Genomic DNA, 24,716 nt, shown 5'->3' with positions numbered 1-24,716 from the left:
TACCCTAAATTTAGAGGCAATATAGGATAAAACGTCCTTGGATTGTACTAAATTCGATAAACCACCGGCCACCTCGCTAAAAGGTAACATTTAATAGGCGTGGAAATGGGGTTTAGGTGTTAGGACATTGGAACTTCCATTAAAAGCAACTTGCTGGGTAAATTGGCTGTAACCTTAATTTGGTCCGTATTCCAGATTCCCAATGCATCCCGTCTTTTTAGTATTTGATCTTCAATAGTGATATCTCCTTCCAGAACAAACATATACAATCCATTACTGTTATTATTTAAAGTATAGGTTGATGTGATTCCTGTTTCAAAATCGCCCAAGGAAAACCAAGCATCCTGATGAATCCATACCCCGTTATCGGTCTTTTCGGGAGATAGGATTTGGTAAAAGGAATTTTTCGTTGCAAGATCTCTCGTAGAAATTTGATCGTACCTGGGACTTACATTTTGGGTTTTTGGTAGTACCCAAATCTGTAAAAATTTTACCTCTTCATTTTTGTTTTTGTTATACTCGCTATGAAAAACACCGGTCCCTGCGCTCATTACCTGAACATCCCCTTGTTTTATGACGGTAGTATTGCCCATACTGTCTTTATGTTCCAAATCCCCTTTCAAGGGAATAGAAATGATTTCCATATTCTTGTGGGGATGTTGTCCGAAGCCCTGCCCGCCAGATACGGTGTCGTCGTTTAGTACTCTGAGAACCCCAAAGTTCATTCGTTCCGGATTGTGGTAATTGGCAAAACTAAAGCTGTGGTAGGAGTTTAACCAACCATGATTGGCGTGTCCTCGACTCTCTGCTGTATGTAATATAGTTTTCATGATACTTTTTTTTGTTTGCCCAAAATTAGTGTTCATACGGCATATATGCATTGACCTATGATAAGTAATGCAAAAGCCATAATCTTTTTGGCTTTATAAGATAATGTTACGGGCTAACACGTAAGAATAGTGGAAGAAGGAGCTATGGATAAGAAATACATATGGTTCGGACAATAAATCTGTTTATTCGTCCTTTTTCGATATAAAAATTTCATCAATGTAATTTACTTAACACTCAGTAGCACATTGGAATTGTGTCTTTTAACGTATAATATTAAAACCTAAGAACAATGAAAAAATCAATTATTACAGCCTTATTGCTCGTTGTGGCTTTGGGCTATTCCCAAAAGAAAAAAAACGGAACTATTTTTTTGGAACACCCCGCGATAGAAGTGGTTAATGAGATGATGGCAGCATTTGTAGCTGGGGATCAAGAGAAAGTTGGTACTTACCTTGCCGATGATTTTAAAGCATACAATGGTTTTAGTACCGATAAAGATGACAAAGGGACTACAAAAGAGGAGTTTTTGGGGCAGGTGAAATTTTGGAATGAGAATGTTTCCTACCTTTCCATGGAACCTACCAAGGGCGCTTATCCAGATGCCTTGGAATATAAAGAGAGTGGTGTTTGGGTACAGACCTGGGATCATTTAAAGGGAATGCACAATGCTACGGGAGTTAAACTGGATATGCCTTATCATCGATTGTATAAGCTTAATAAAGAAAACAAAATAAGTACTTTAATCAGTTATTTTGATAATGAGGTCATTTGGGAGGTACGTAGAAGTTTTGGTGATCGACAAAATGGCATCATTTATAACCATCACGATAATATAAATACAGTTAGGAAATTGATGTATGCCTTTGAATTTAACGATTTGGATGCCTTTTACAGCTATTTTGCAGAAGATGCCAAGTTTTATAGTTTGGAACTTCCTGATGGTGAGAGTCTTAATTTAGATGAAGTAAAGGAACGTAATAAGAAGTTGTTGGAAACCTACAGCTTTGATAGTATAGATGAGACGGGCTACCCGGATTATATGGAATATGATATGCAGGATGCCAAAGTAGTGCAGTCCTGGTGGAAATTTAGATTGACAAGAAAATCCGATGGCAAAAAATTTATTTTGCCTGCCTTTTATCTTCATGATTTTAATGATGAAGGAAAAATAATGAGGTCCATCGCCTATGTGAGCACAAAGATTCTTGATGCCAAATAGGAATAAAAATTAAAAGAAAAAGAGGCTGTGTTTTAGACAGCCTCTTTTTTTTGTTTGGGCCCAATAAATTAATTAGCGTGCATGGCCTAATCGGTATTTAAGGTTCCGGTTCCTAGATTTATAACTGTATTATTATTTGTTCGAAGGGCTGCAGCTTGAATAAAAAAATAAAGTAACTTAGTGTGGCCATATATTTAACATATAAATAAACCGAACCATGATTACGTTAATTATTTTTTTGGGAATCTTAGTGCTGATCGTATTGTTCCTAGTAAATGTTTTCAATCGCTTTGCCACACTTAGAAATCTTGTCAAGGATGCCTGGAGCAATATAGATGTGGCTTTAAAAAGAAGGTACGATCTTATACCAAATTTGGTAGAGACCGTAAAAGGGTATGCCAAACATGAAAAATCTACCTTAGAGGCGGTAATAAATGCCCGTAACGCTGCAATGGCAGTCCCACCTGGAGATATCAATGCCCAGATAAAGGCAGAGAACCAACTGCAACAAAGTTTGAGAAGTATTTTTGCTTTGGGGGAAGCCTATCCAGATCTTAAGGCCAACACCAATTATTTGGATCTTCAACAAAAATTAAATGAAATTGAAGAGAATCTGGAGCGTGCCCGAAGATATTATAATGGTTCAGTACGGGAAAATAACACTTATGGGGAAAGTGTACCGGGAGTGCTTGTGGCCAGTTTGTTTAAATATCAACATTTCGATTATTTTGAGGCTGAGGAGGCTAGTAGGGCGAATGTAAAAGTAGATTTCTCTTAATGAAAAATTGCTATTACTTACTTTTATTACTGCTAACCTTAAATACGGGATTGGCCCAGGATTTTACGGTTAAAAATTACACTGTCGACATTACGGTCCATAAAGAAGGTTATTTTGATGTAGTTGAAAACTACGATCTTAACTTCGAAATCCCAAAACACGGTATTTATAGGACTATCCAAACAAAATATGACCTTGTCGATTCCGAGGGCAACAAATCTACAAGAAAGATCAGGATCAGTAAAATAAAGGTTCCCGATTACAAATTTGAAGCGCCGTTCGATTTTGTCCAAAAGATGCAGGACCAAATGGAAATCAAAATAGGGGATAAGGATATTACCCTAGTAGGGCCCCAGCACTACGAAATAAAATATAGGGTCCACAATGCCTTTCTTTTTGAGGATTCGCAAATCAGGTTTTATTGGAACATTAAACCGGAAGATTGGTTGGCCGAATTTCATCAGGTCAGTTTTACGATTAGGCTACCCGACAATGTATTTCCCAGCAAGGAAAACAGCTTTGTTTACTCAGGGGATAGGGGTACTTCCACCACCACTACGGAAATGCAATTATATTATGCAAATAATGAATTTTCGGGAACGAGCAAGGCGGAATTTGTATCCTACCCAGGACAAAGTGTTACGGTATTGATCAATCTTCCCTTAGGATCTGTAAAGGAGGAAAAGCCTTTATGGCCATTTTGGGATAATTATGGTTGGGTCTTCTTAATCGGAATAATGCTTTTTGCTTTTTTTAGGGTATGGTGGAAATTTGGCAAGGATCAACGCGTCATTGCAACAACCAGTTATTATCCACCGGACAGTTTGGATCCGGCCATGGTAGGTTTTTTGATAAACGATAAGGATGACAATTCCGACTTAATAGCATTAATACCGTATTGGGGCTCAAAAGGATTGATAAGACTGGAGGAAATCCCTAAAAAAGGCCTTTTTGGATCAAAGGACACAAAAATTATACGGTTGCAGTCCCTGCCATTGGATTCGCCCGCCTATGAATTGGAAATATTCAAGGGTCTGTTCGGAGACAATAACAACGTTGTTGGCACGGAAGTGCTGGTGAGTAGTTTAAAGGATACCTTTTATACCAAAATGATAAAGGCACGCAGCCAATTAAAGGAAAGTGCCCAACCTTATTACGAGGCTGAATCAAAAAAAATGCAAGGTATTATGTATGTGGCCTTGATTGCTTTGGCGATCGGACTTACTGTGGTGGGGTTGTTTTTCTGGGGCCCTGTGGCAGCAGTGGCAATAGTCGGTTTTTGTGTGATACTGATTTTTGTTAATCGATTCATGGTAAAAAAGAATGCCAAGGGCAATGAGTTGCTTTCGGAATTAAAGGGATTTAAAAGATTTATCAAGGTTGCTGAGGAAAACAGATTAAAAATGCTTTTAAAGGATGATCCGCATTATTTCGAAAATACCCTGGGATATGCACTTGCCTTTGGTATGTTCGAGCAATGGGCCAAAAAGTTTCGAGATCTAAATATACCGCCCCCAGACTGGTATACGTCCACTTCAAGTAGCAGTCTTACCATGAATCAGTTTTCCAAATCTTTTTCCAACGCCATGGCCAGCACTAAATCCAATATGGTGAGTTCTCCTTCCAGTAGCGGAAGTTCTGGAGGAGGTTCCTCGGGCGGCGGTTTTGGCGGAGGGGGAGGAGGTAGTTGGTAAGTTGGAGGGAATCGTGTAAAAGTGGACGGAAGCCTTATTGAAAGACTTGCCGTTGTCATATATTGCGCTAACTATGTGAGGGTTTGAATATGAAGTTCGTAACCTAACGATCAGGTATAGTGCTTCGTTGATTCTTAAAAATAACATGGACGCCTAGACAGACACAATTAATAAAGTTATACTTACTTTTGTGGTTCATTGGAAAAGTTGTTTTTATGTCCAAATCCCAGAATGCGTTATTAATAGTACTCGCCTTTGTTGCCATATATGTGATTTGGGGATCTACTTATTTGATGAACAAAATAGCCGTGCACGAGCTTCCTCCATTTATGTTGGCTTCCGTACGCTTTTCGGTTGCTGGACTATTGATTTTTGTATTGTGCAAAATCATGGGGATTCCACTTAATATCACAAAAAAACAACTACTGAATTCTATGATTGCAGGATTTCTATTCCTTGCTTTTGGAAACGGATTTGTAGTATGGGCACTGAAGTATGTAGACAGTGGTTTTGCAGCTTTGGAAATAGCGGCTCAACCCTTGGTAATTCTATTGTTAATGCGCATTCTTGAAGGGAAAAAGATTCAGACCATGTCCGTTGTAGGGGTTATAATCGGCATATTGGGTATCTACTTATTGGTTAGTCAAAATCAGGTTATAAGTCAAGAGAACTCGGTCTTAGGGATGGTCATGATCTTTTTTTGTATGGTTAGTTGGGCTTATGGTAGTTTGTTTGTAGCCAAGGCCGACCTACCCAAGAATTATTTTGTTAATACGGGATTTCAAATGTTCACTGCGGGCATCATGCTAATGGTAGGGAGTTTGCTGATTGGGGAAACTTGGACCCTGCCTACCGCTTGGAGTAGTCCAGTGCAATATGCCATGCTGTTTCTAATTATTCTTGGAAGTATTGTTGCCTTTACCGCATTTAATTATTTATTAAAAGTGGTCTCTCCGGAAAAGGTCGCCACTTCCACCTATGTAAACCCTATTATTGCCCTATTACTGGGGTGGTTTTTTTTGGATGAACAAATAACCACTCAGTCCACAATTGCGGCTATAGTACTTTTAACCGGGGTCTATTTCATCAATACTAGAAAAAAATTGGTATTGTTTTCTAGATTTTCAAGTCGGTATTCGCCAAAAGAGGATTAGAAGGGTGTTTTGATTGTACCAGCTTTCCATGGATTGCAGGTATAGGGTTAGGTTGGAGTGATATAAAAAAAAGCAGGTGATACCACATCAACTGCTCTTAAATCTAGAACCCTTTCCCAGTAAATATTAGGAATTAATTTAAATAGATTCTGCGCTCGGCCCAACGGTTTTTCTTGATACTTTTAAAATTTACCATTAGAATACTTTCCCCCGTCAACTGAAAATTTGTTGATTCTGATTGTGATTTATGAATAAATGATTTCATGATTACTGTTTTAAGTTTTTTAATTACCTGAAACGCCTCTTGGCGTTCCAAATGTTGCTTTTAGAGTTTTCAATTGTTTGTTTTACGAAATGCTTATTGATTGTTTCCATGATGTTGATTTTTAATTGATGTTTAAATTGTTTTATTTATTGATTTTTAATTGTACCTTCTTTTGCTATTCCAAATTCTACTTTTTGAAGATTCCAATGTTTGCTTAACCAGATGTTTGTTTATTGTTTCCATGATATTTTATTTAAATATGATTAATTGATTTACTACTAGAAGACGACGCAAGTGTAAAATTGTTACAGTACTATGTATAAAATAGTACCGTTTTAAGCAATATTTAACAATTATATTCCATCGATAGGAGAGTTTTAAGTTTTAAATATATGATTAACAGATTATTGTGAAATTTTGATTTTTATCGATCTAAAAAAAATAATTCAGTTTATATGCCAAGAAAGACGCTTTAAAGGAATTGAATGAATTTTATCGGATTATTATTACCTATTTAATATCTTAGAGGTTAGTGTGCTTAATTATTCGCTAGATATATATTAAGTGGTATATCCAAAAACCCTAAAGAGTAGGGATTATGCAGATCATTTAAAGACGAAGTAGATGGAATTAGATAAATAATAATTTGTATTAACTTAAAAATTAATAGTATGAAATTCAGTAGAAAAGCAAGTGCAAACTGGAAAGGTAGCGGAAAGGATGGCAAGGGTACCTTGAGTACGGAAAGTACCATCTTGAAGGATACTCAATATTCTTTTAAATCACGTTTTGAAGATGGCAAGGGTACCAACCCTGAAGAATTGGTTGGCGCGGCCCATGCGGGATGTTTTACCATGCAGCTCAGTTTTTTACTGGGGGAGGCTGGATTTACTCCCACTAATTTGGATACAGCTGCCAAGGTCAACTTTGAGGATGGGAGTATACCTCAGATATCTTTAAGTCTTAGTGGTACGGTACCGGGGATTAAATTGGAACAGTTTAAGGAAATAGCACAAAAGGCTAAAGAAATTTGTCCCATTTCCAAATTGTTAAAAACAAATATAGTGTTGGATGTAAGCCTGCAAGGCTAAGCTAAGGTTTAATAATGGCCTTTCAAATGAGGTAAACCCTTCAGGGTTCAGTTATAATAGGGAAAAGCCACTGATAAGTGGCTTTTCCCATTTAAGTGAAAGTTATGTGCAGTTCCTATTTAAGTGTAAAATTTACCCTGGCAAAAAGGAACCTACCACCTATTCCAAATTGTTGTGCTCTACGGGACCAATCGAAACGACCGTCGCTACGGTTGCCAAATTCGTCCTTGGCCCTGTCCGGATAAATATCGAATAAATTATTGGCCCCTATGGTCAAAGTTAGGGCATCCGTTGCCTTATAACCTACAGAAAGGTCTGTTACCAATTTAGTGCCGAACACCTGTTGGTTGGCCACCGTTGTTGTTGCTTCGGTTACCTCTCCAAAGTATACATTTCTGAGGAAAATGATGAATTTATCGGAAGTAAGGCTGTTGGAGAGGTTTATTTTGGTCCTAGGCACTGCCTCTTCCAAATAGACCCTACTGTCCTCTGGAAAGTATGTGTCGATCAATCCTGCGTTCCTTAAAACTTCAGAGGCGTTGATGTCCCCTACTTTTTTGGTTTTGGATAGTGTACCGGCAAGATCCGATTTTAACCTCCAATTGGCACCCAGATCCGTTCTATGGGTAAGAACAATATCCAGCCCTTTGGATTCGGTATCTATGGCATTGGCAAAGAATGAGGCTGCCGTGGCATTGGCTTGCCTTAGAAGGTTGTCTAACTCGGTACCTGTTCCAGGTCCTGAAAACTGACCTGTATATACGACACGGTCATTGATTTTAACAAAATAGCCATCTACGGTTATAGTTAAATTGGCATCCGGTATTTTGGCGGTGAGTCCCAAACTAACACTTTGGGAGGTTTCCTCCTTCAATTGCGGAATGCCCAAAAGTTTGGCCGCCCTACTATCATTGGCAAACGTTCCTACTTCTTGTGGATTGCCCTGGTTGTCAAATATGGTCGAAGTGGAATTAAAGTTGATTTGGTGAAGGGAAGGAGCCCTAAAGCCTGTGTTCAATGCGCCACGGATATTTAGATTGTCAGTAGCCTTGAATCTTCCTGCCAATTTAAAATTGATGGTGCCTCCGAAATCGCTGTAATTTTCATAGCGGGAGGCGAAACTTGCCAAAAACGCTTCCGAAAAATCGGCCTCTACATCAAAATATCCAGCTACACTGCTTCGTCCTCTCGATAATTCATTTGATGGGGCAAATCCTGGAAACACTTGGGAACCTCCTGGTCTGGAATTCCCGAAGAAATCTTGGGAAGGCTGCTGGGAAGCTAAGGTAATACGTTGACCATTTGCTGTATATTGCGCGTAAGATGGTTCTTCTCCAGCCACAATATCATAATTCTCTACCCTGTATTCCGCACCAAATGCAATGTTTAACCCATACATAACATCCTCAAAAAATTGGGTAATGTCCAAATTGGAGGTGTTCTGCAGGAATGAGAATCCACCAGCATCGAAAAATGTTGGAGAAGCATTTTGCATGGAGGCATTAAAGGTATTGCCTATGGTGTACAAAAAGGAATTTTTACCGTAGGTATTGCTCAGGTCAACATTCCAATCTCCCACCATACCTTTTATACCAATAGATAAGGATTGATCTTTAATGTTGGAATTGATCTCCGGTAGAAAGCCGTTAATATAAGCGGGAGTATAGGTCCTACTTTGGTTGGGTAGCCTATAAAATCCGGCGGAATTACCGGTTCTGGAACTAATCCCCGCAAAGGAATATAGTGTTGTGCCTATATCGTCCAAGGGCAAGGAGAAATTGGCAAATAAACGGCCCCCACGCAGGGCAGATTGGCCAACCCGCATATTGTAATCGCTTCTTTGTTGCCCTCGGGCCGCCAATTCGGTAGTAGTTGCATCTGCGCCAAGTATAGTTCTTAAATCTTCCTTGGTGGTTGCTCCATTTCGGTCAATTCCCGCCTGGTCGGTATACTGTATTACATCGGCCACATCGTCATCCAGAAGGTTGGCAATGTCATATCCATCCGAACTGGCTACTCTTTCAACTGTATTGTACAGATTAAAAATAGTACCTTCCCACTCTTTCATTCGGCTATAGTCTTCCCGAACGTCAAAATCTCCGGAGAGGTTTATAAATCCACCATTATCACCCAATGGAATACCGTAACTAGCCGATAGGTTAGTGGTTGCTCCGTCTACGCCACCTGTTTGATCATTGGCATTTTTGGTAAAATTGGCCCCTGTGGTGACGGTTGTGGTAAGTTCATTTACATTTTTGTTCAATATAATATTGATAACCCCTGCTATGGCATCCGAACCATATTGAGCGGCCGCACCGTCCCGTAAGACTTCTATACGCTGTATGGCAGCGGCAGGGATGGCATTTAAATCCGTTCCCACGCTTCCTCTACCAAAGGTACCGTTTACGTTGATCAAAGAAGAGGTATGCCTTCTTTTGCCATTAATCAAAACCAAGACCTGATCTGGTCCCAAGCCTCTAAGGGAGGCTGGATCAATGTGATCTGTACCGTCCGAAATAGTCTGGGTATTGGAGGTGAAGGAGGGTGCCACATAATTTAATATCTGGTTTAGATTCACTTGGGGGGCTACATTGTTCAATTCCGTCATGTCTATGACATCTACCGGAACCGTACTTTCTGTGGCAGTCCTATTCGGATTACGTGAACCTACAATAATTACTTCTGACAGGGCCACACCCGAAGTAAGCCGTATGTTCATTACGGTATTGTTGACCGTTACCTCTAAGGTTTCGAATCCAATATAGGAAACCACTAAGATATCGCCCATGGAGACCTCAATGGTAAAGTTGCCATCGAAATCCGTGGTTGTACCAGTGGTAGTTCCTTTAATTACGATGGAGGCACCGGGCAACGGTGTTCCTTCTTCATCCAAAACTGATCCCGTTATTTGGGCGTTGGTTAAACCAACCATCCCAAAAACGAAAATCACTGCAATAAAGTAATACTTTTTCATATGTGAGTTTTTTGAGTTTATATGCTTAGAAGTTAAGGATTTTTAAGGTGAATTGTAAGAAAAAATCCCAAAATGTGATGCAATCATTTAAAAAAGAAGACTTTACAAACGGGTTTGTTACAAGAAGAATAGGTCTTGCTTAGGGATTGGAAGTATTTGTTATTTGGGATTTACATAAGACATTGTATTTTATTGAAGAAATAGCATAGAAGCGCTGATTTCTTATTTTTTATTTCCAAAATCCTGAAAATCATGTCCAATTTTCTTCAATGGAGATAAAAAATTGGGGGACTAAATTAAAATATTTGAAATACTAGCCTTATATTTGTTGAAGTTATATAAGAGTTGCGCATTGACCTGTAATCACCATTGCTGCTACTAAATTCTTGGGTAGATAAAATTAGATTCATTTTTCTTTTTCAAACACTCGTTTAGTATTTCAACCGCTGCTCAGACGAGATTTACAATTTATAATTTTAAAAAAAACAATGGCAAAATCGCAACAAACGTATAGTAAAAGTGAAAAAGAAAAGAAGCGTCTAAAAAAGCGTGAGGAGAAACAAAAGAAAAAGGAGGCCCGAAAATTGGAGTCTAAGGAAAATGGACCCGGTATCCAATTTGCCTACGTTGATCACGACGGAAATTTAACGGATACCCCACCAGATCCCTCTAAAAAAATAAAAATAGATGCCTCTACCATTGAAATAGGGGTGCCTAAAAGAGATGATAGTGATGTGGAGGAATTCGACCCGGTTAGAAATGGTAAAGTATCATTCTTTGATACTTCCAAGGGTTTTGGGTTTATAATCGACACTGAAAATCAAGAGAAGTATTTTACCCATGTTAGTGGGCTCATAGATGAAATTGCTGAAAATGACAAAGTTTCCTTTGAACTAGAAAAGGGGATGAAAGGTATGAATGCCGTACGAGTAAAGAAAATTTAGTGTCCAAGCCAGTTTCCTAATAGGAATTGACTTATTTATAGATTTTAAGGGATAGTACATATTAATCCATAAACGTATTGGATTTATGTACTATTTTTTTGACCTAAAATTATACAATACAGTCTTGTGTAAATGTGACAATTTTTGGCAAGCGCAAAGAATTTTAGCGTAATATAAGGCCCTGCCCATTTATTAACAAAACCATACCCAGGAGATGTGTTTGAATGGATTTAATACGCTATTAGCCAAGACCCAAGGTAAGATATAAAAACAGGATCGAAAGTTGATTATTGTTTCTTAAAACCAAAAAAAATAATAACTTCCGGCATTCTTTAAAAGAGTAACTAATCAAATATTTAATACCATGGTAAAATTCATCAAAGGTAACATTCTATTATTGGCATGTCTATTCTTTTTATCCTTTTCACAAGCTCAAAATTTAGATTCGGCCCTACCCGGGGAGGTGGGGATGTCCAGTGAAAGGTTGGAACGATTATCCGCTACTTTGGAGCAGTATGTTAAAGACGGCAGCATGTCCGGAAATGTTGCACTGATAGCCAGAAAGGGAAAAGTAATCTATCATAAGGCGTTTGGGGCGAGTGATATTGAGGCAGGGAAAAAGATGACCAATGATGCCATATTTAGAATAGCTTCACAAACCAAGGCCATTGTAAGTGTGGCAGCAATGATCTTGCAGGAGGAAGGAAAACTATTAATTGCAGATCCAATAGGAAAATATTTACCGGAATGGAAAGAAACAACCGTTGCCAAATTACGTGATGATGGTGGGTATGATGTTGTAAAGGCTAACCGTTCCATAACCATTAGGGATTTATTGACTCATACTGCCGGTATTGGTTACGGTCATGGCCCCGCAAAAAAAGAATGGGAAGAAGCCGGGATACAGAACTGGTATTTTGCAGACCGAAACGAACTAATTGCGGAAACCGTGGCACGAATGGCAAAATTACCTATGGATGCACAGCCAGGTGAGCAGTTTGTATATGGTTACAACACGGATATATTAGGGGTAATTGTTGAAAAAGCCTCTGGAAAATCCTTGGATGCATTTATAAAGGAAAGAATCTTGGATCCTATAGGCATGGTGGATACACATTTCTATTTGCCTAAAAACAAAACGGAAAGACTGGCTACTTCTTATATGGCCTATGAAGGTAAGCCTTTGGAAAGATCACCAGATCCCGGTTTGGGTATAGGCCAGGGCCATTACATAAAGGGTCCACGCAAAAGCTTTTCTGGTGGTGCCGGTCTTCTTTCTACGGCCATGGACTATGCTAAATTTTTACAAATGTTGTTGAATGGAGGTACATTTAACGGAAATAGGATATTGTCCCCGAAAACCGTGGAATTGATGATTGCCGATCACGTGGATGTTCGGGGCATTCCTTATGGAAGTAGAAAAGGGTCAGGATTTGGGCTCGGTTTTTCCATTACAAAAAATGTAGGTGAAAGGGGAGAGCCTGGTTCTGTAGGTACTTTTGAATGGGGTGGGGCATATGGGTCCACTTATTGGGCAGACCCGGTGGAAGAGCTTGTAGTAGTATATTTTAAACAACTTATACCCACCAATGGAGTTGATGATCATGCCAAGTTGAGAAGTTTGGTCTACCAAGCCATTTTGGAATAAACTTATCCCAAAATTTTGTTGAAACTATGTGGTTATTAGTGAAAAGTGTTAAGATATTGTAAATTTTAGAGGATTTGGACCAATCTATTCTTCTAGAAAATCTTTATCCCATAGGTTTGTACTTTAATAGTCAGATTAAAAATTAGAGATACTGAATTTTATGAGTAGAGTTAAGGAAAATGACAAGGTAAAAGTACATTACACTGGAAAATTAAAAACCGGACAAATTTTTGATAGTTCTTTGGAAAGGGAGCCTATTGAGGTTACTTTGGGACAAGGGCAGCTTATTCCCGGTTTTGAAAAGGAATTGGTAAATATGGAGGTCAATGAAAAGAAGACCATAACCGTACCTAAGGAAGAAGCTTACGGAGATATTATGGAAGAATTATTTCATGAAATTAAGAAGGCAGAGCTTCCTGAAGACATTCAACCCGAAATAGGAATGATGTTGGTTGCAAAAAATCCGGACGGTACAGAAAACCAATTGCGAATTACAGATGTTAAGGAAGAAAGTATTGTTATTGATGCCAATCACGTTTTGGCAGGGCAGGACCTTACTTTTGAGTTGGAATTGGTAGCCATTTTATAGGCTTATAGATTACGGGGCATTGACTTTCCTTTTTTGAGGAGGCAATGCAAAGTACATAAGGACCGTCCATTTTTGGGCGGTTTTTAGTTTCCGCCAATCCTTATGTTTCATCCATGGATGAATTATCCATTTGGACTAAAACATTTCCTTGTCCTTAGGGTTGAAAACATTAGTAATTCCCATTCAAAATAGAAACAACTAGGGCTTTGGTCAAGGGTTTGCCCAAGGCTTTGGCTTTTACCTCGATAAAAGTATACCTGAAATCGCAGCCTTTGTTGTGATTGCTGCAGCCATAGGACGTTTTGCCCTTAACAATCCTACCATTTTTGCATTTGGGGCAACTTGGGACATCGGTATGCTGCTTTTTCTTTGGTTCCAGAATAACCTTATAATTTTCATCGAAGCGTAGCAGGCCTTCAACATCCTCTACGCCATTGTATGTAAACCCCTTTAAATTTACGGTACAACCCTTTTGTAGCAGCCTGATCATCTGCTTTTCTGAGATTTTTTTATGGTGAATGGTAAATGGCAGTAAAAAATCACAACCATTTTTGTACCCACTGCAGCCATAGGCCAACTTCCCTTTTATTAGATGGCCGTTCTTGCATTTTGGACAGGTTTCATGCGTAATGCCACCTATATTTTTTTTAGTTTTTTGGGTTTCTTTTTTAACGGGTTCCTGAGAATGGGAGATATTGGCGCGTTGGGCCTCACTTCTTACTTCGTATACCAATTCGTCTACCATCCTCTTCATGTTGGCAATAAACAGGCCGGCACTATACGCGCCTTTTTCTATGTCCTTTAATTGCTTTTCCCACATTCCGGTCAATTCTGCAGATTTTAGCAATTCGTTTTGTATGGTATCAATTAGTTGAATACCAGTTGGGGTTGGTAATACCTGCTTTTTTTTTCTTTCTATATATTTGCGTCTAAATAAGGTTTCTATAATATTGGCGCGGGTTGATGGTCTACCAATTCCGTTTTCTTTCATTAGTTCGCGCATTTCATCATCATCGACCTGTTTTCCAGCGGTCTCCATGGCTCTTAACAAGGTAGCTTCAGTAAATTGTTTTGGTGGTTTGGTCTGCTTTTCCAAAAATGTAGGCTTATGGGGACCTTTTTCACCTTTAACAAAATTGGGCAATATTCCAGTTTCTTTTTTTTCTTTGGAATTGCCTGTCTCAAAAACAACCCGCCACCCTTTTTTAAGGATTTCCTTCCCGGTGGTTTTAAATGGGATATTGGCAGCCTTGCCTAGTACCGTTGTGTTAGAGACATCACAATCATCATAAAATACAGCTATAAATCGCCTCACGATACTATCGTAGACTTGCTGCTGGGCTGTAGCTAACTTTATTTGGACCCCAGTGGGAATGATTGCATGGTGGTCCGTTACTTTTTTGTCATTGAAAACCTTTGTGGATTTCCTGATCTTTTTTAACAACAGGGTAGAGGTGAACTGTTCGTACTGGGTTAAATTACGAAGTATTCCCGCTACCTTGGGATAAACGTCATTAGGTAAAAAGGTGGTATCTACCCTAGGATAGGTGACCACTTTTTGTTCATATAATTTTTGGACGATCTTAAGTGTTTCATCTGCCGTAAATCCAAACTTTGTATTGCAATACACCTGTAGACCTGTAAGATCGAACAACTTGGGAGCGTATTCCTTACCTTTCTTTTTGGTAATGGCAACAATTTCGAATTCATGTTCCTTTACTTCATTAGCAAGAATTTCCCCGTCCTCCATTTTTAGGAAACGGCCCTCTTCATAATTAAAAACCGTATCCCTATAGAGTGTCTGTAATTCCCAATAAGGTTGGGGTATAAAGTTTTCTATTTCCTTAAACCTATTGACCACCATGGCCAAGGTTGGCGTTTGGACCCGTCCAACCGATAACATTTGCTTATATCCCCCGTGTTTCACGGTATAGAGACGGGTGGCGTTCATTCCCAATAACCAATCCCCAATGGCACGGGAAAAGCCGGCATAATAAAGATTGTCGTAGTCATGGGAAGATTTTAATTTGGTAAATCCCTCCTTTATGGCCTCAGTGGTCAGCGATGAAATCCATAATCGCTTTACTTCGCCCTTATAATTAGCCTGTTGCAGTACCCAACGCTGAATAAGTTCCCCTTCCTGTCCGGCATCCCCACAGTTTATGACCACTTCAGCTTTGTCGAATAGACTTTTTACAATTTTGAACTGTTTCTGGATTCCCGCATTATCCACCACTTTTGTTTTAAATTTTTCGGGAAGCATGGGTAAATTGTTCAGGTCCCAACTTTTCCAATGGGGCTTATAATCGCTGGGTTCAAATAAAGTACAGAGATGGCCGAAGGTAAAGGTAACTGCGTAACCATTTCCTTCAAAATACCCATCGTGTTTGGTATTTGCCCCCAATACTTGGGCAATTTCCCGAGCAACACTAGGTTTTTCCGCAATACAGACCTTCACTTTTAATATTGTTTTGGATGGGTGCAAATTACTTAAATTATACAGAACCCCCACATTCGTATTATACGGTATTTTATCTAACAGATGTCCAGTGACTAGATACCAACTAGTATTTTTTGGGTACAAAAAAGAAATATTTAAAGGCAAACTGGTTGTATATTATTTCATTGGAAAATGATACATTTAAAGGATCATGGATTATAAGTGCTATGGTATGGAACATTTCAATCATTAAAAATAAACCGATGAAAAGTATAATATTGGTCATTATCGCTTTCTTGACACTAATTAGTTGTAATTCCCAGTCTTCCAAAAGTCTGTTTAATGGAAAGGATTTGGACGGTTGGCATGTGGACGTACCTGAAATGGACAATAATCCCGAAGCTATAAATCCTTTTATAGTTAGAGAGGGTATGTTGGTAAGTTTGGGAGAGCCACAAGGCCATCTTATTACTGATGCCGTTTATCAGGATTTTAGACTGGAAGTGGAGTATCGTTTTGCGGGGAAACCTGGTAATTGCGGTGTGTTGGTTTTTGCCTCAACCCCCAGATCCTTGTATGAAATGTTTCCTAAATCCATAGAGGTTCAAATGATGCATGATAATGCCGGGGATTTTTGGTGTATCGTACAGGATATTGAAACGGACAATATGTTGGAAAGGCGGGGACCTAAGGAGGAATGGGGAATTACCGAAGGCAAATTGCGAAGAATAAAAAATTTGACCGATGGTTCCGAAAAACCCTTGGGTGAATGGAATTCCATGACCATAGAGTGCCTAAAGAACTCAATTAAGGTATGGGTAAATGGCGATTTGGTCAATTATGGTTATAATGCTACCGCAAGTATTGGAAATATTGCCCTGCAGGCTGAGGGTGCGGAAGTAGAATTCCGAAAAGTATTGCTGACCCCTATTTCAAAGCTGAGCGAAAAAGCGCCCTGATCAACAATGCCCTTCCACTTCCATCCTGGATACTCCTAATTATACTTTGCACTCAATGTAGGTTTACTGCTTGATAAGGGAGTCTCTTTTAACGTTGCCCTGTAGCATAGCTAGTTCATATTTTGTATCTTATTGGTTGTTAATAGGTTATTATTTGATAACTAGAGTGATGATCTGTAAATCTCTTTTTGTTTATACCCTTGCGATTTGTTTTGCAGGTGCAGTTATTGCCCAGGAGGATCACGTCTTTAAACGGGAGCAGATGGTGAAAACACAGCTTCAGGACCGGGGAATAATAGACCCTTTAACTTTGTATGCCATGCTAAATGTACCAAGGCATAAATTTGTGCCTAAAAATTTGGTAGAGCATGCCTATAGGGATGGGGCACTACCTATTGGAAGTAATCAGACTATTTCACAGCCGTACATTGTGGCATATATGACAGAAACATTGAAATTGAAATCGACCGATAGGGTTTTGGAAATTGGAACGGGATCGGGATACCAGGCGGCGGTATTGGGTAAAATTGTGGATTCTGTTTTCACTATTGAAATAATACAGGATTTGGCCGTATCCGCCAAGAGCCGATTGGAGTACTTAGGGTATGACAATATCACTGTAAATTGGGGCGATGGATATCATGGATGGCCAGAAAAAGCACCTTTTGACGCAATTATGGTCACGGCAGGAGCAGATTCGATTCCCCAACCCTTATTGGACCAATTAAAAATTGGCGGACGTATGGTAATCCCCGTTGGATCAAACGATAATATCACCTATTTGGTAAGTGTGTTAAAAAAGAAGGATAGGGTAATAACTAAAAATATGTTCCCTGTTCGTTTTGTTCCCTTCACAAGAAAACAGTAATATTTATTGGAACGGCCATAGCCGAACATTTAAAAAGATGGTTCCTTGATGGGGGTTACTTTTCCCGGGCTTAATTCCTTTAAACGAACATCCCCTATGCGCATGCGAATTAGTCTTAAAGTGGGAAAACCCACGGCAGCAGTCATTTTGCGTACCTGACGAAACTTGCCTTCGGTAATGGAGATACTGATCCATGAAGTTGGTCTATGACGTCCTATTCTCAATTTGTTGTTCGGTTCGGGCAGGGCAGGGAGTGTGGACAATCTTTGGACCTGGGAAGATTTGGTTATATATTTCCTCCCATGGAATCCAATTTCCACTCCAATTTGTAGTAGTTCTATGGCCTCATTGGTTATTTCGCCATCCAACTGCGCATAGTATTCCTTTTCCACACCAGAACGGTTGATCAGATTACTCAGTTTTCCATCGGTTGTGAGCAGGAGCAATCCCTCCGATTTTTCATCCAGTCGCCCAATGGGCATAATCCCATCCGGAAAGTTATAAAGTTCACCTAAGAAGCGTTTGTTGCGCGACTCTTTGGCATCATTGGAATGCAACTGACTAAGCATTCCGAATGGTTTGTAAATTTTAAAATGTAGATGGTCATTTTCCAGCATGGGTGGAAGGTACTTTGAATTAAACTCTTTTTAAATCACCAAAGGTGTAATTTTTTTCGGTGGATAGTATTTGAAACATCAATCCAAGCTATTTCACGTTGCATATTTTTTAACGCCCCAGGCAAGACCTATAAAGACAAACTGTATTGGCAAGCGGATCATGGCTGCTTCCGAACTTCCAATGGCGGGTTGGTCAGAAAAAACATCCCAAACATGGATCGGAAGAAAAAGGATCATGAGCCAAAGTATTCCTGTTGCGCCAATTCGGGAGTAATGCGGAAGCAATAGAAGGATACCCAAGGCAATCTCTATTACTCCAGACAAATAAACGACCCACACTTTATAGGGCAGAAAATCAGGTACAAAAACGAGATAAAAACTTGGTTTTATAAAATGTTGTACCCCTGCGTATATCATAAAAAGGGCCAAAAGTATTTTAAGAATGGTCCAAAATAGTTTCATGGCCTTACTGTTTTAAGAGGATATAAAATAAAGTTGTGTATCGCGACAATAAGGACATTGCTTCATCCATTGCTCTTAGGGCGCAGGTTTGGCATGAAGCAGTTCCATTCCGGTGGAAGATCGCGGCTTAAATCCGGTCCAATCCTTTTCATTGGAATTCTCTTGTAACTCCAAAAATTTCGAATAATCCTTCTGTTTCAGATGAATACCTAAAAAGGCCGTTAAGAAATGTTGGTTCACATTATTAATCTTTCTCTCGTCCCAACTTGGTTCGGCGTACCTATAGTATTCGTCAATATGCAGACCGGGAGCCAAAGCTTCCACTGGGGGTGGATTAGGGGCTACGTTGTGCCTGGCATTTTTATAGGTAAGTAAATATCTGTCAGCATTAACAGCCCCGGTATATATTGCCTTAATTCCTTTTTCATAGCCAGATATGTCATCTTGGTTTCCTGCAACAAAAAAGGTAGGAACTTTAAGCCCTTTTAGGCCCTCGGCATCCCAAATGCCCCGCTCCATGCCCCATGGGGCGAAGGCTACAACCGCTTTTATTCTAGGGTCGACCTTTGGGAATTCCGGATTACTCATGGCCAAGTCGACTATTGCTTTGCTGCCGCCGGTCATGCCTGAAAAAAATCCTACAAGACCATCGCTATATCCGGCTCCAGCTACGTTTAAAACTCCGTAACCTCCCATGGAATAGCCTATGATACCGATGTTTTCGGAATCCACCAATCCCGTTAAAAAGTTTTTGTTCTTGGATGTTCCCAAATCCGCAATTTGGTTCATAACAAAGGAGATATCTTTTGCGCGATTCACCAAGGTACTTGAAAAAGGGGAGGCATCCTTAAAAGTTGAATCCGTGTGGTCTATGGATACGACAACATATCCTTTGGATGCCAAATTCTCTGTAAGATAGGTCATAAGATATCTGGAGCCCACATAGCCATGTGCCACCACTAAAAGTGGAAAAGGACCATTGGCGGTTAGAGGTGCGGCATCACGGGATGCCCTGCCCTTAATGGTAATGGGAATCAAGGGGCGCAGGGAATCATTGGCGGTTCCCATGACCTCATTATAAAGGACAGTTTCTATTGCTCCCTTGGCCAACTGAGCGGGATACCAAACCTCTACTTTTAATGGTCGATCATAGATGGGGTCAATTCCATTTTTTGAGTTTAATACATCTGCCTGTCCCTCATGAATAAAATCCAAAGTACTTACGCCAACAGCATAGGTTCCCCGAGCAGATAACTCAGGTGCGTCCGGGAGTGCATCACCATAGACAAAGGAATCGGTTTGGGCATTTAAGCTTAGGTTGTAAATTAGAAAACAAATTATTATTTGGAGATAAGAAAAACGGTTGATAATTGACATGATCCAGAATTATTGGTTTTGTTTAAATCTACGAATTTTAAAGGAACAATTTTGTGTTCCGGGCTTACCCTTTGTACCATTATCATTAATTTTAAATATTAAATTTTCAGAAGTGGTATTTTTAGCTTTCCAGGGAAAGCCAAAAGTATCCAAGAAGCAGGCATAATTTTAAATTGCAATAGTAAAAACTAGACCACCTCTAAAAGTTATGGAAGAATCTGAAAGGCAATTGATGAGATTTGGTGTTAGGCCAACGGCTATGCGTATTTTGGTACATCAATTTATGGTTTCGCAAAATTCGGCCGTTAGCCTTAGTAGCATAGAGGGAAATTTTGAGAAATCCGATAGAACCACCTTATACAGGACTTTGAAGACTTTTGAGGAAAAGTGCATTGTGCATCAAATAGATGATGGCACCGGAATTCCTAAATACGCCCTTTGCGATCATGATGATGGTATGGCCAATCATTCGGACCTGCATTTGCATTTTCATTGCACTAAATGCAATAGGACTACCTGCTTAACCGAACACAGAATACCACAAATTAATCTTCCCGACAAATTTATACCTGAAGATGTGAATATGCTGGTAAAGGGAACTTGTGAGCACTGTAACCAATAAATGCACATACATTGCACGGGCATTAGGGTTAATTTTGCTTTCAAATTATAAGTATGGAACATCAGCATGATCATGAAAAACACAATCACAATCATGACCACGGAGGAATTTTTGGAAAGAGAACGGAGCTATATTTTGCCATTTTAAGCGGTGTCTTCTTCTTAATGGGATTGATTTTGGCCAGGGTACCATGGGCAACACCATGGGTTTCACTGGTCTGCTATATATTGGCCTATGTTTTTGGAGGATATTTCACCCTGCTGGAGGCTATAGGCAAGATTAGAAAGGGGGAATTTGAAATAGATTTCCTAATGATAGTCGCTGCAATAGGCGCTGCTTATATAGATAGATGGGGGGAAGGAGCCTTATTACTGTTTTTATTTAGTTTAGGACATTCGTTGGAGCATTATGCCATGAACAAAGCCTCAAAGTCAATCAAGGCCTTGGGTGAACTTTCCCCGAAGACGGCATTGCTGAAAAATGGAGGCGATTTAAAGGAAATTCCAGTTGAGGAATTAAGGTTGAACGATATTATAGTAGTAAAACCAAATACCAAAATAGCTGCAGACGGGGTAGTTGTTAAGGGCAGTAGCAGTATTGATCAGTCTTCAATAACGGGAGAAAGTATTCCCGTGGACAAAACAGCGATTCACGATATTAGCGATTTGCCCCAATTTGAAAAACTAGACCCGTCCCATGTTGTCTTTACCGGGACTATAAATGGGGATTCCATGCTTGAAGTCCAAGTTTTAAAGTTGAATGCGGATGCCACAATATCACGTTTGGTGAAAATGATAAACGAGGTGGAAACTAAAAAATCGCCCACCCAATTAACTACTAAAAAATTTGAAAAATGGTTTGTACCTATAGTGGTGGTTTTGGTAATAGGCCTTTGTTTTCTTCACTTGATTATAGATGAGACGGTCCAGGATAGCCTATACAGGGCTATAAGCGTTTTAGTAGCCTCCAGCCCTTGCGCCTTGGCCATTTCAACACCCAGTGCAGTAATCAGCGGCATAGCCAGAGCTGCCAATAAGGGTGTGATCATCAAAGGTGGTCGTGCCCTGGAAGATCTGGGTAGCCTTACTACCATTGCTTTTGATAAAACAGGTACCCTTACCGAAGGCAAGCCTAGGTTGATTAATGCAATTGCATTGAACGGATATGACAAAAAGGAGTTTTTAGAATTGGTCCTGGACGTTGAAAGCCTAAGCGACCACCCCTTGGCGAGGGCCATAACCAAAGATCTTAAGGACGAATATAAGGTTGAAAACAGTAACCGTTCCTCCAATATGGAGGCCATTCAGGGCAAGGGAGTAGTGGGGCAATACAACGGTGGCCATATTTATATTGGCAATGGACAACTGATGAAGGAAAAGGGAATACAAATTTTAGAAGAAATTCAAGACCAAATAGACCAATTGCAGAAAGAAGGACAGACCATTATGCTTGTTGGTTATAAGCAAAGGGCCATCGGATTGTTGAGTGTTATGGACGTGCCTAGAAAAAGTGCAGCTCCTACCTTGGAGCGCCTACGGAAAATAGGGATAAAACAGTTGATAATGCTGACCGGGGACCATCAAAACGTGGCAGATTCCATTGCGGCACAAATTGGACTAACCGAGGCGAAAGGAAATTTACTTCCAGAAGACAAGGTAAAGGCTATTGGGGAATACGTTAATAAAGGCATTAAAATCGCTATGGTAGGAGACGGCGTAAACGATGCACCGGCCATGGCCAACAGCACTGTTGGTATTGCCATGGGGGCGGCAGGAAGTGATGTAGCTTTGGAAACAGCAGATGTAGCTTTGATGTCGGACAGGATAGAAAGTCTTCCCTTTGTGATCGGCCTAAGTAGAAAATCCAAATCAATTATTAAGCAGAACCTATGGGCAAGTATGGGGATTGTGGCATTTTTAATTCCAGCAACCCTGTTCGGATTTGCCAATATCGGAGTTGCCGTTGCCATTCATGAGGGCTCTACCATCCTGGTAGTCATCAATGCACTGCGATTACTGCGTTATAATTTGGATTAGCGATTATTTAAAACCTATTTCGATAAGGCCTTTATGGCTAATTTTTATGGCTTCCAGAGGTGCTATGTCAAAAGTATTATCTTGCTCTACCATGTAATATTCCATCCCAGACAGTTTTTTTTCAGCTAGGATATCGGAAAAATTAATTTGTCCTCTACCAACAGGAGCAAATTTTCCTTCGGAGTCCATATCTTTTACATGCCACATTTTAAACCTACCGGGATATTTCTTAAAATAGGCCACAGGGTCTTCTCCTGCTTTGGTTACCCAAAAGAGGTCCATCTGAAAATTAACATATTTTGGATCGGTATTTTCAAGCAAATAATCAATGGTCACTATACCATCATTTCCTTTTTTGAATTCAAAATCATGATTGTGGTACAGTAGTTTCAACCCTGCTTTATGACATTTTTCGCCAAGGGTGCTTAAGACAGTGGCCAATTGTTTATAATCGTCCCTCAATCCCATGGGAGGTACCGGAATTACAAAGTACTTGAAACCGACCGCCTTTACATCGGCGATCATGTTATCGGCATTCTCTAAGGTAACACCACCCTGGTGCGTGCTAATAGGGGCCAGCCCTACTTCCTTTAGTAGTTTGTGAAAGTCCTTGGGAGACATATTGTAAAACTTGCCATCCCTGTAACCCGCCGCCTCAATATTTTTATAACCTGCCTCTGCAACCGCCATTAGAGTGGCTTTGGCATCCGCTCCCATATTGTCCCTAACCGTGTAGAGCGCCAGCCCTCCAATTTTTTGTTGGGCACTGGCATTGAACATTCCGATCATTAGTAGGGGTAGAATCAATTTTTTTAGGGCAGGGGAAGACAATAACTTTTTCATAATGCTGGTAAATAATCTTTTTTTTAAAAGTAGTATAAGTTTTTATGAATAGGCTACAAAATGAAAGATAAAATTTAAAAGTACACCACAATATGAAACGCGAATGCATGGTAGAGACCAGGTTGATTGACCCAGCTTATAGTATAGTCTATGTGAAATATTTTTTTAGGTTAATCTAAAAATTAATAATTATCTTTATAAAAAATTACAAAACCGAGATTGAAATGGGCCATGGCCTACATTTAAGCGTACGGTAGCCAAAAATATATATACAACAGACCAATGAATACCTACAACCCTATAACTGCACTGGCAGTGTTTTTTGCATTATCAATTTTGGCATATCTACTATTTAGGCCAAATAAGGGATGGTTTTGGCTGATAAAAAATAGTTCGGTTTCGAATGACAAAATTGTCGTTGAGGATGTTCTTAAATTGTTATATCACAATGAAAATGCGGACAAACATCTTAATGTCAACGACATTATCAGAACCTTAAAATATAATGATAAGCTTATACTGGAATGCATCAATAGAATGTCTCACCATGCATTGATAAGCATAGAGGGCGATAGCGTGAAACTTACAAAATCGGGCAGTGATTATGCGCTTCGTATAGTTAGGGCCCATAGGTTATGGGAGAAATTTTTAGCCGAAAAGACCGGGTTTAAGGAATCGGAATGGCACGAAAGGGCAGAAAGAATGGAACATGAATTGTCCAAGGTGGAGGCGGATATTCTGTCTTCCCAGTTGGGTAATCCCCAGTTTGACCCACATGGTGATCCCATACCAACCAATACGGGAAAGATTGCCAAAGTGAAAGGAATACCGGTTTCGGAACTGTCCATTGGCACTATTGGAAGAATTGTCCATATCAAGGATAAGCCCGAAATAATTTACAAGCAGATCCTGGCAGAAAACATTCATATCGGATCTGTGATACGGATCATGGAAAAGACGCCAGCCCGTATTGAATTTCATTCGGAGGGGGAGGCCTTTGTATTGGCGCCCATAATGGCAGGTAATATAACGGTTTCAGTTTTGGAAAAGGACGTGGTATTTGAAGAAAATTTAGCGAGGCTGTCCATTTTGAAGGAAAATGAAACTGCCAAGATTATAGGGATATCCAAGGAAATTAGGGGAGATAGTAGAAGAAGACTATTGGATTTGGGTTTTGTGAAAGGAGCAGAAGTCAAACTAGACCTTTTGAATCCTTTGGGCGATCCAAGGGCCTTTTTGATCAAGGGAACCAGTATTGCCCTGCGTCAAAATCAAGCATCGAAAATTCTAATACAAAAAGATTAA

At 39.8% G+C, this 24,716-nt stretch carries 21 protein-coding genes; 13 read left to right on the top strand and 8 right to left on the bottom strand.

The genetic code is table 11. The features are described 5' to 3' along the window. Window positions 1-119: 119 nt before the first annotated feature. Complete coding sequence (locus tag B9Y87_RS08465) at window positions 120-830, bottom strand: pirin family protein (RefSeq protein WP_085498480.1); 711 nt, start codon at window positions 828-830, stop codon at window positions 120-122. Between the two features lie 290 nt (window positions 831-1,120). On the opposite strand from B9Y87_RS08465, the gene B9Y87_RS08460 reads away from it, so the two are divergent. The 4 genes from B9Y87_RS08460 (at window position 1,121) to B9Y87_RS08445 (ending at window position 5,676) form a co-directional block, all read left to right on the top strand. Continuing rightward, window positions 1,121-2,050, top strand: coding sequence for a nuclear transport factor 2-like protein (locus B9Y87_RS08460; RefSeq protein WP_085498057.1), 930 nt, complete (start codon window positions 1,121-1,123; stop codon window positions 2,048-2,050). A 217-nt stretch (window positions 2,051-2,267) separates the two neighbouring features. Next, on the top strand, window positions 2,268-2,828 hold the full coding sequence (locus B9Y87_RS08455) for a LemA family protein (RefSeq protein WP_085498055.1): 561 nt from the start codon (window positions 2,268-2,270) through the stop codon (window positions 2,826-2,828). Then, entirely contained in the window at window positions 2,828-4,522 is a 1,695-nt protein-coding gene (locus B9Y87_RS08450; protein WP_085498053.1) for a DUF2207 domain-containing protein, read from the top strand. The genes B9Y87_RS08455 and B9Y87_RS08450 overlap by 1 nt, the downstream gene beginning before the upstream one ends. 215 nt (window positions 4,523-4,737) lie before the next feature. Further along, window positions 4,738-5,676, top strand: coding sequence for an EamA family transporter (locus B9Y87_RS08445; protein ID WP_085498050.1), 939 nt, complete (start codon window positions 4,738-4,740; stop codon window positions 5,674-5,676). Between the two features lie 133 nt (window positions 5,677-5,809). On the opposite strand, the gene B9Y87_RS22295 is transcribed toward B9Y87_RS08445, so the two are convergent. Continuing rightward, entirely contained in the window at window positions 5,810-5,941 is a 132-nt protein-coding gene (locus B9Y87_RS22295; RefSeq protein ID WP_258364888.1) for a hypothetical protein, read from the bottom strand. A 671-nt stretch (window positions 5,942-6,612) separates the two neighbouring features. Between B9Y87_RS22295 and B9Y87_RS08440 the strand changes: the two genes are divergently transcribed. After that, window positions 6,613-7,032: an OsmC family protein gene (locus B9Y87_RS08440; protein ID WP_085498048.1), complete on the top strand. Its 420-nt coding sequence runs from the start codon at window positions 6,613-6,615 to the stop codon at window positions 7,030-7,032. 115 nt (window positions 7,033-7,147) lie between these two features. Here the strand turns inward: B9Y87_RS08440 and B9Y87_RS08435 are convergent, their stop codons facing one another. Continuing rightward, window positions 7,148-10,006: a TonB-dependent receptor gene (locus tag B9Y87_RS08435; protein WP_085498046.1), complete on the bottom strand. Its 2,859-nt coding sequence runs from the start codon at window positions 10,004-10,006 to the stop codon at window positions 7,148-7,150. Between the two features lie 488 nt (window positions 10,007-10,494). Between B9Y87_RS08435 and B9Y87_RS08430 the strand changes: the two genes are divergently transcribed. The 3 genes from B9Y87_RS08430 (at window position 10,495) to B9Y87_RS08420 (ending at window position 13,187) form a co-directional block, all read left to right on the top strand. Next, window positions 10,495-10,950, top strand: a complete 456-nt coding sequence (locus B9Y87_RS08430; RefSeq protein WP_085498044.1) for a cold-shock protein — start codon at window positions 10,495-10,497, stop codon at window positions 10,948-10,950. Window positions 10,951-11,314: 364 nt separating this feature from the next. After that, a complete protein-coding gene (locus B9Y87_RS08425; protein ID WP_085498042.1) occupies window positions 11,315-12,598 on the top strand; it encodes a serine hydrolase domain-containing protein in 1,284 nt (427 codons plus the stop codon). Window positions 12,599-12,758: 160 nt separating this feature from the next. After that, entirely contained in the window at window positions 12,759-13,187 is a 429-nt protein-coding gene (locus B9Y87_RS08420) for an FKBP-type peptidyl-prolyl cis-trans isomerase (RefSeq protein WP_085498040.1), read from the top strand. A 169-nt stretch (window positions 13,188-13,356) separates the two neighbouring features. Here B9Y87_RS08420 and B9Y87_RS08415 read toward each other — a convergent pair whose 3' ends face one another. After that, on the bottom strand, window positions 13,357-15,645 hold the full coding sequence (locus B9Y87_RS08415) for a type IA DNA topoisomerase (RefSeq protein WP_085498038.1): 2,289 nt from the start codon (window positions 15,643-15,645) through the stop codon (window positions 13,357-13,359). Window positions 15,646-15,890: 245 nt separating this feature from the next. Here B9Y87_RS08415 and B9Y87_RS08410 point away from each other — a divergent pair, with 245 nt between their 5' ends. Together B9Y87_RS08410 and B9Y87_RS08405 are read left to right on the top strand one after the other, a co-directional pair. After that, window positions 15,891-16,586: a 3-keto-disaccharide hydrolase gene (locus B9Y87_RS08410; protein ID WP_085498036.1), complete on the top strand. Its 696-nt coding sequence runs from the start codon at window positions 15,891-15,893 to the stop codon at window positions 16,584-16,586. 262 nt (window positions 16,587-16,848) lie between these two features. After that, entirely contained in the window at window positions 16,849-17,454 is a 606-nt protein-coding gene (locus tag B9Y87_RS08405) for a protein-L-isoaspartate(D-aspartate) O-methyltransferase (protein ID WP_245808682.1), read from the top strand. Between the two features lie 29 nt (window positions 17,455-17,483). On the opposite strand, the gene B9Y87_RS08400 is transcribed toward B9Y87_RS08405, so the two are convergent. The 3 genes from B9Y87_RS08400 to B9Y87_RS08390 all read right to left on the bottom strand — a co-directional run bounded on the left by B9Y87_RS08400 (window position 17,484) and on the right by B9Y87_RS08390 (window position 19,910). Then, window positions 17,484-18,071 carry a pseudouridine synthase gene (locus tag B9Y87_RS08400; protein WP_085498033.1) on the bottom strand — a complete coding sequence of 196 codons (588 nt, stop codon included), beginning with the start codon at window positions 18,069-18,071 and terminating at the stop codon, window positions 17,484-17,486. A gap of 93 nt (window positions 18,072-18,164) precedes the next feature. Further along, window positions 18,165-18,533, bottom strand: coding sequence for a DoxX family protein (locus tag B9Y87_RS08395; protein ID WP_085498032.1), 369 nt, complete (start codon window positions 18,531-18,533; stop codon window positions 18,165-18,167). Between the two features lie 75 nt (window positions 18,534-18,608). After that, window positions 18,609-19,910 carry an alpha/beta hydrolase family protein gene (locus tag B9Y87_RS08390; protein ID WP_085498030.1) on the bottom strand — a complete coding sequence of 434 codons (1,302 nt, stop codon included), beginning with the start codon at window positions 19,908-19,910 and terminating at the stop codon, window positions 18,609-18,611. A 208-nt stretch (window positions 19,911-20,118) separates the two neighbouring features. Between B9Y87_RS08390 and B9Y87_RS08385 the strand changes: the two genes are divergently transcribed. Both B9Y87_RS08385 and B9Y87_RS08380 read left to right on the top strand, forming a co-directional pair. Next, on the top strand, window positions 20,119-20,532 hold the full coding sequence (locus tag B9Y87_RS08385) for a Fur family transcriptional regulator (protein WP_085498028.1): 414 nt from the start codon (window positions 20,119-20,121) through the stop codon (window positions 20,530-20,532). A gap of 53 nt (window positions 20,533-20,585) precedes the next feature. Continuing rightward, complete coding sequence (locus B9Y87_RS08380) at window positions 20,586-22,568, top strand: heavy metal translocating P-type ATPase (RefSeq protein ID WP_085498026.1); 1,983 nt, start codon at window positions 20,586-20,588, stop codon at window positions 22,566-22,568. 3 nt (window positions 22,569-22,571) lie between these two features. Here B9Y87_RS08380 and B9Y87_RS08375 read toward each other — a convergent pair whose 3' ends face one another. Then, the gene (locus B9Y87_RS08375; protein WP_245808687.1) at window positions 22,572-23,357 is read right to left on the bottom strand and encodes a sugar phosphate isomerase/epimerase family protein; all 786 of its coding nucleotides are present in this window, start codon (window positions 23,355-23,357) and stop codon (window positions 22,572-22,574) included. Window positions 23,358-23,693: 336 nt separating this feature from the next. Between B9Y87_RS08375 and B9Y87_RS08370 the strand changes: the two genes are divergently transcribed. Further along, window positions 23,694-24,716: a metal-dependent transcriptional regulator gene (locus B9Y87_RS08370; RefSeq protein ID WP_085498022.1), complete on the top strand. Its 1,023-nt coding sequence runs from the start codon at window positions 23,694-23,696 to the stop codon at window positions 24,714-24,716.

It is taken from the genome of Arenibacter troitsensis (assembly GCF_900177645.1).
Taxonomy (GTDB): domain Bacteria; phylum Bacteroidota; class Bacteroidia; order Flavobacteriales; family Flavobacteriaceae; genus Arenibacter; species Arenibacter troitsensis.
Note: the sequence above shows the minus strand (reverse complement) of the source record. Positions and strands in the feature narration are given on the sequence as shown.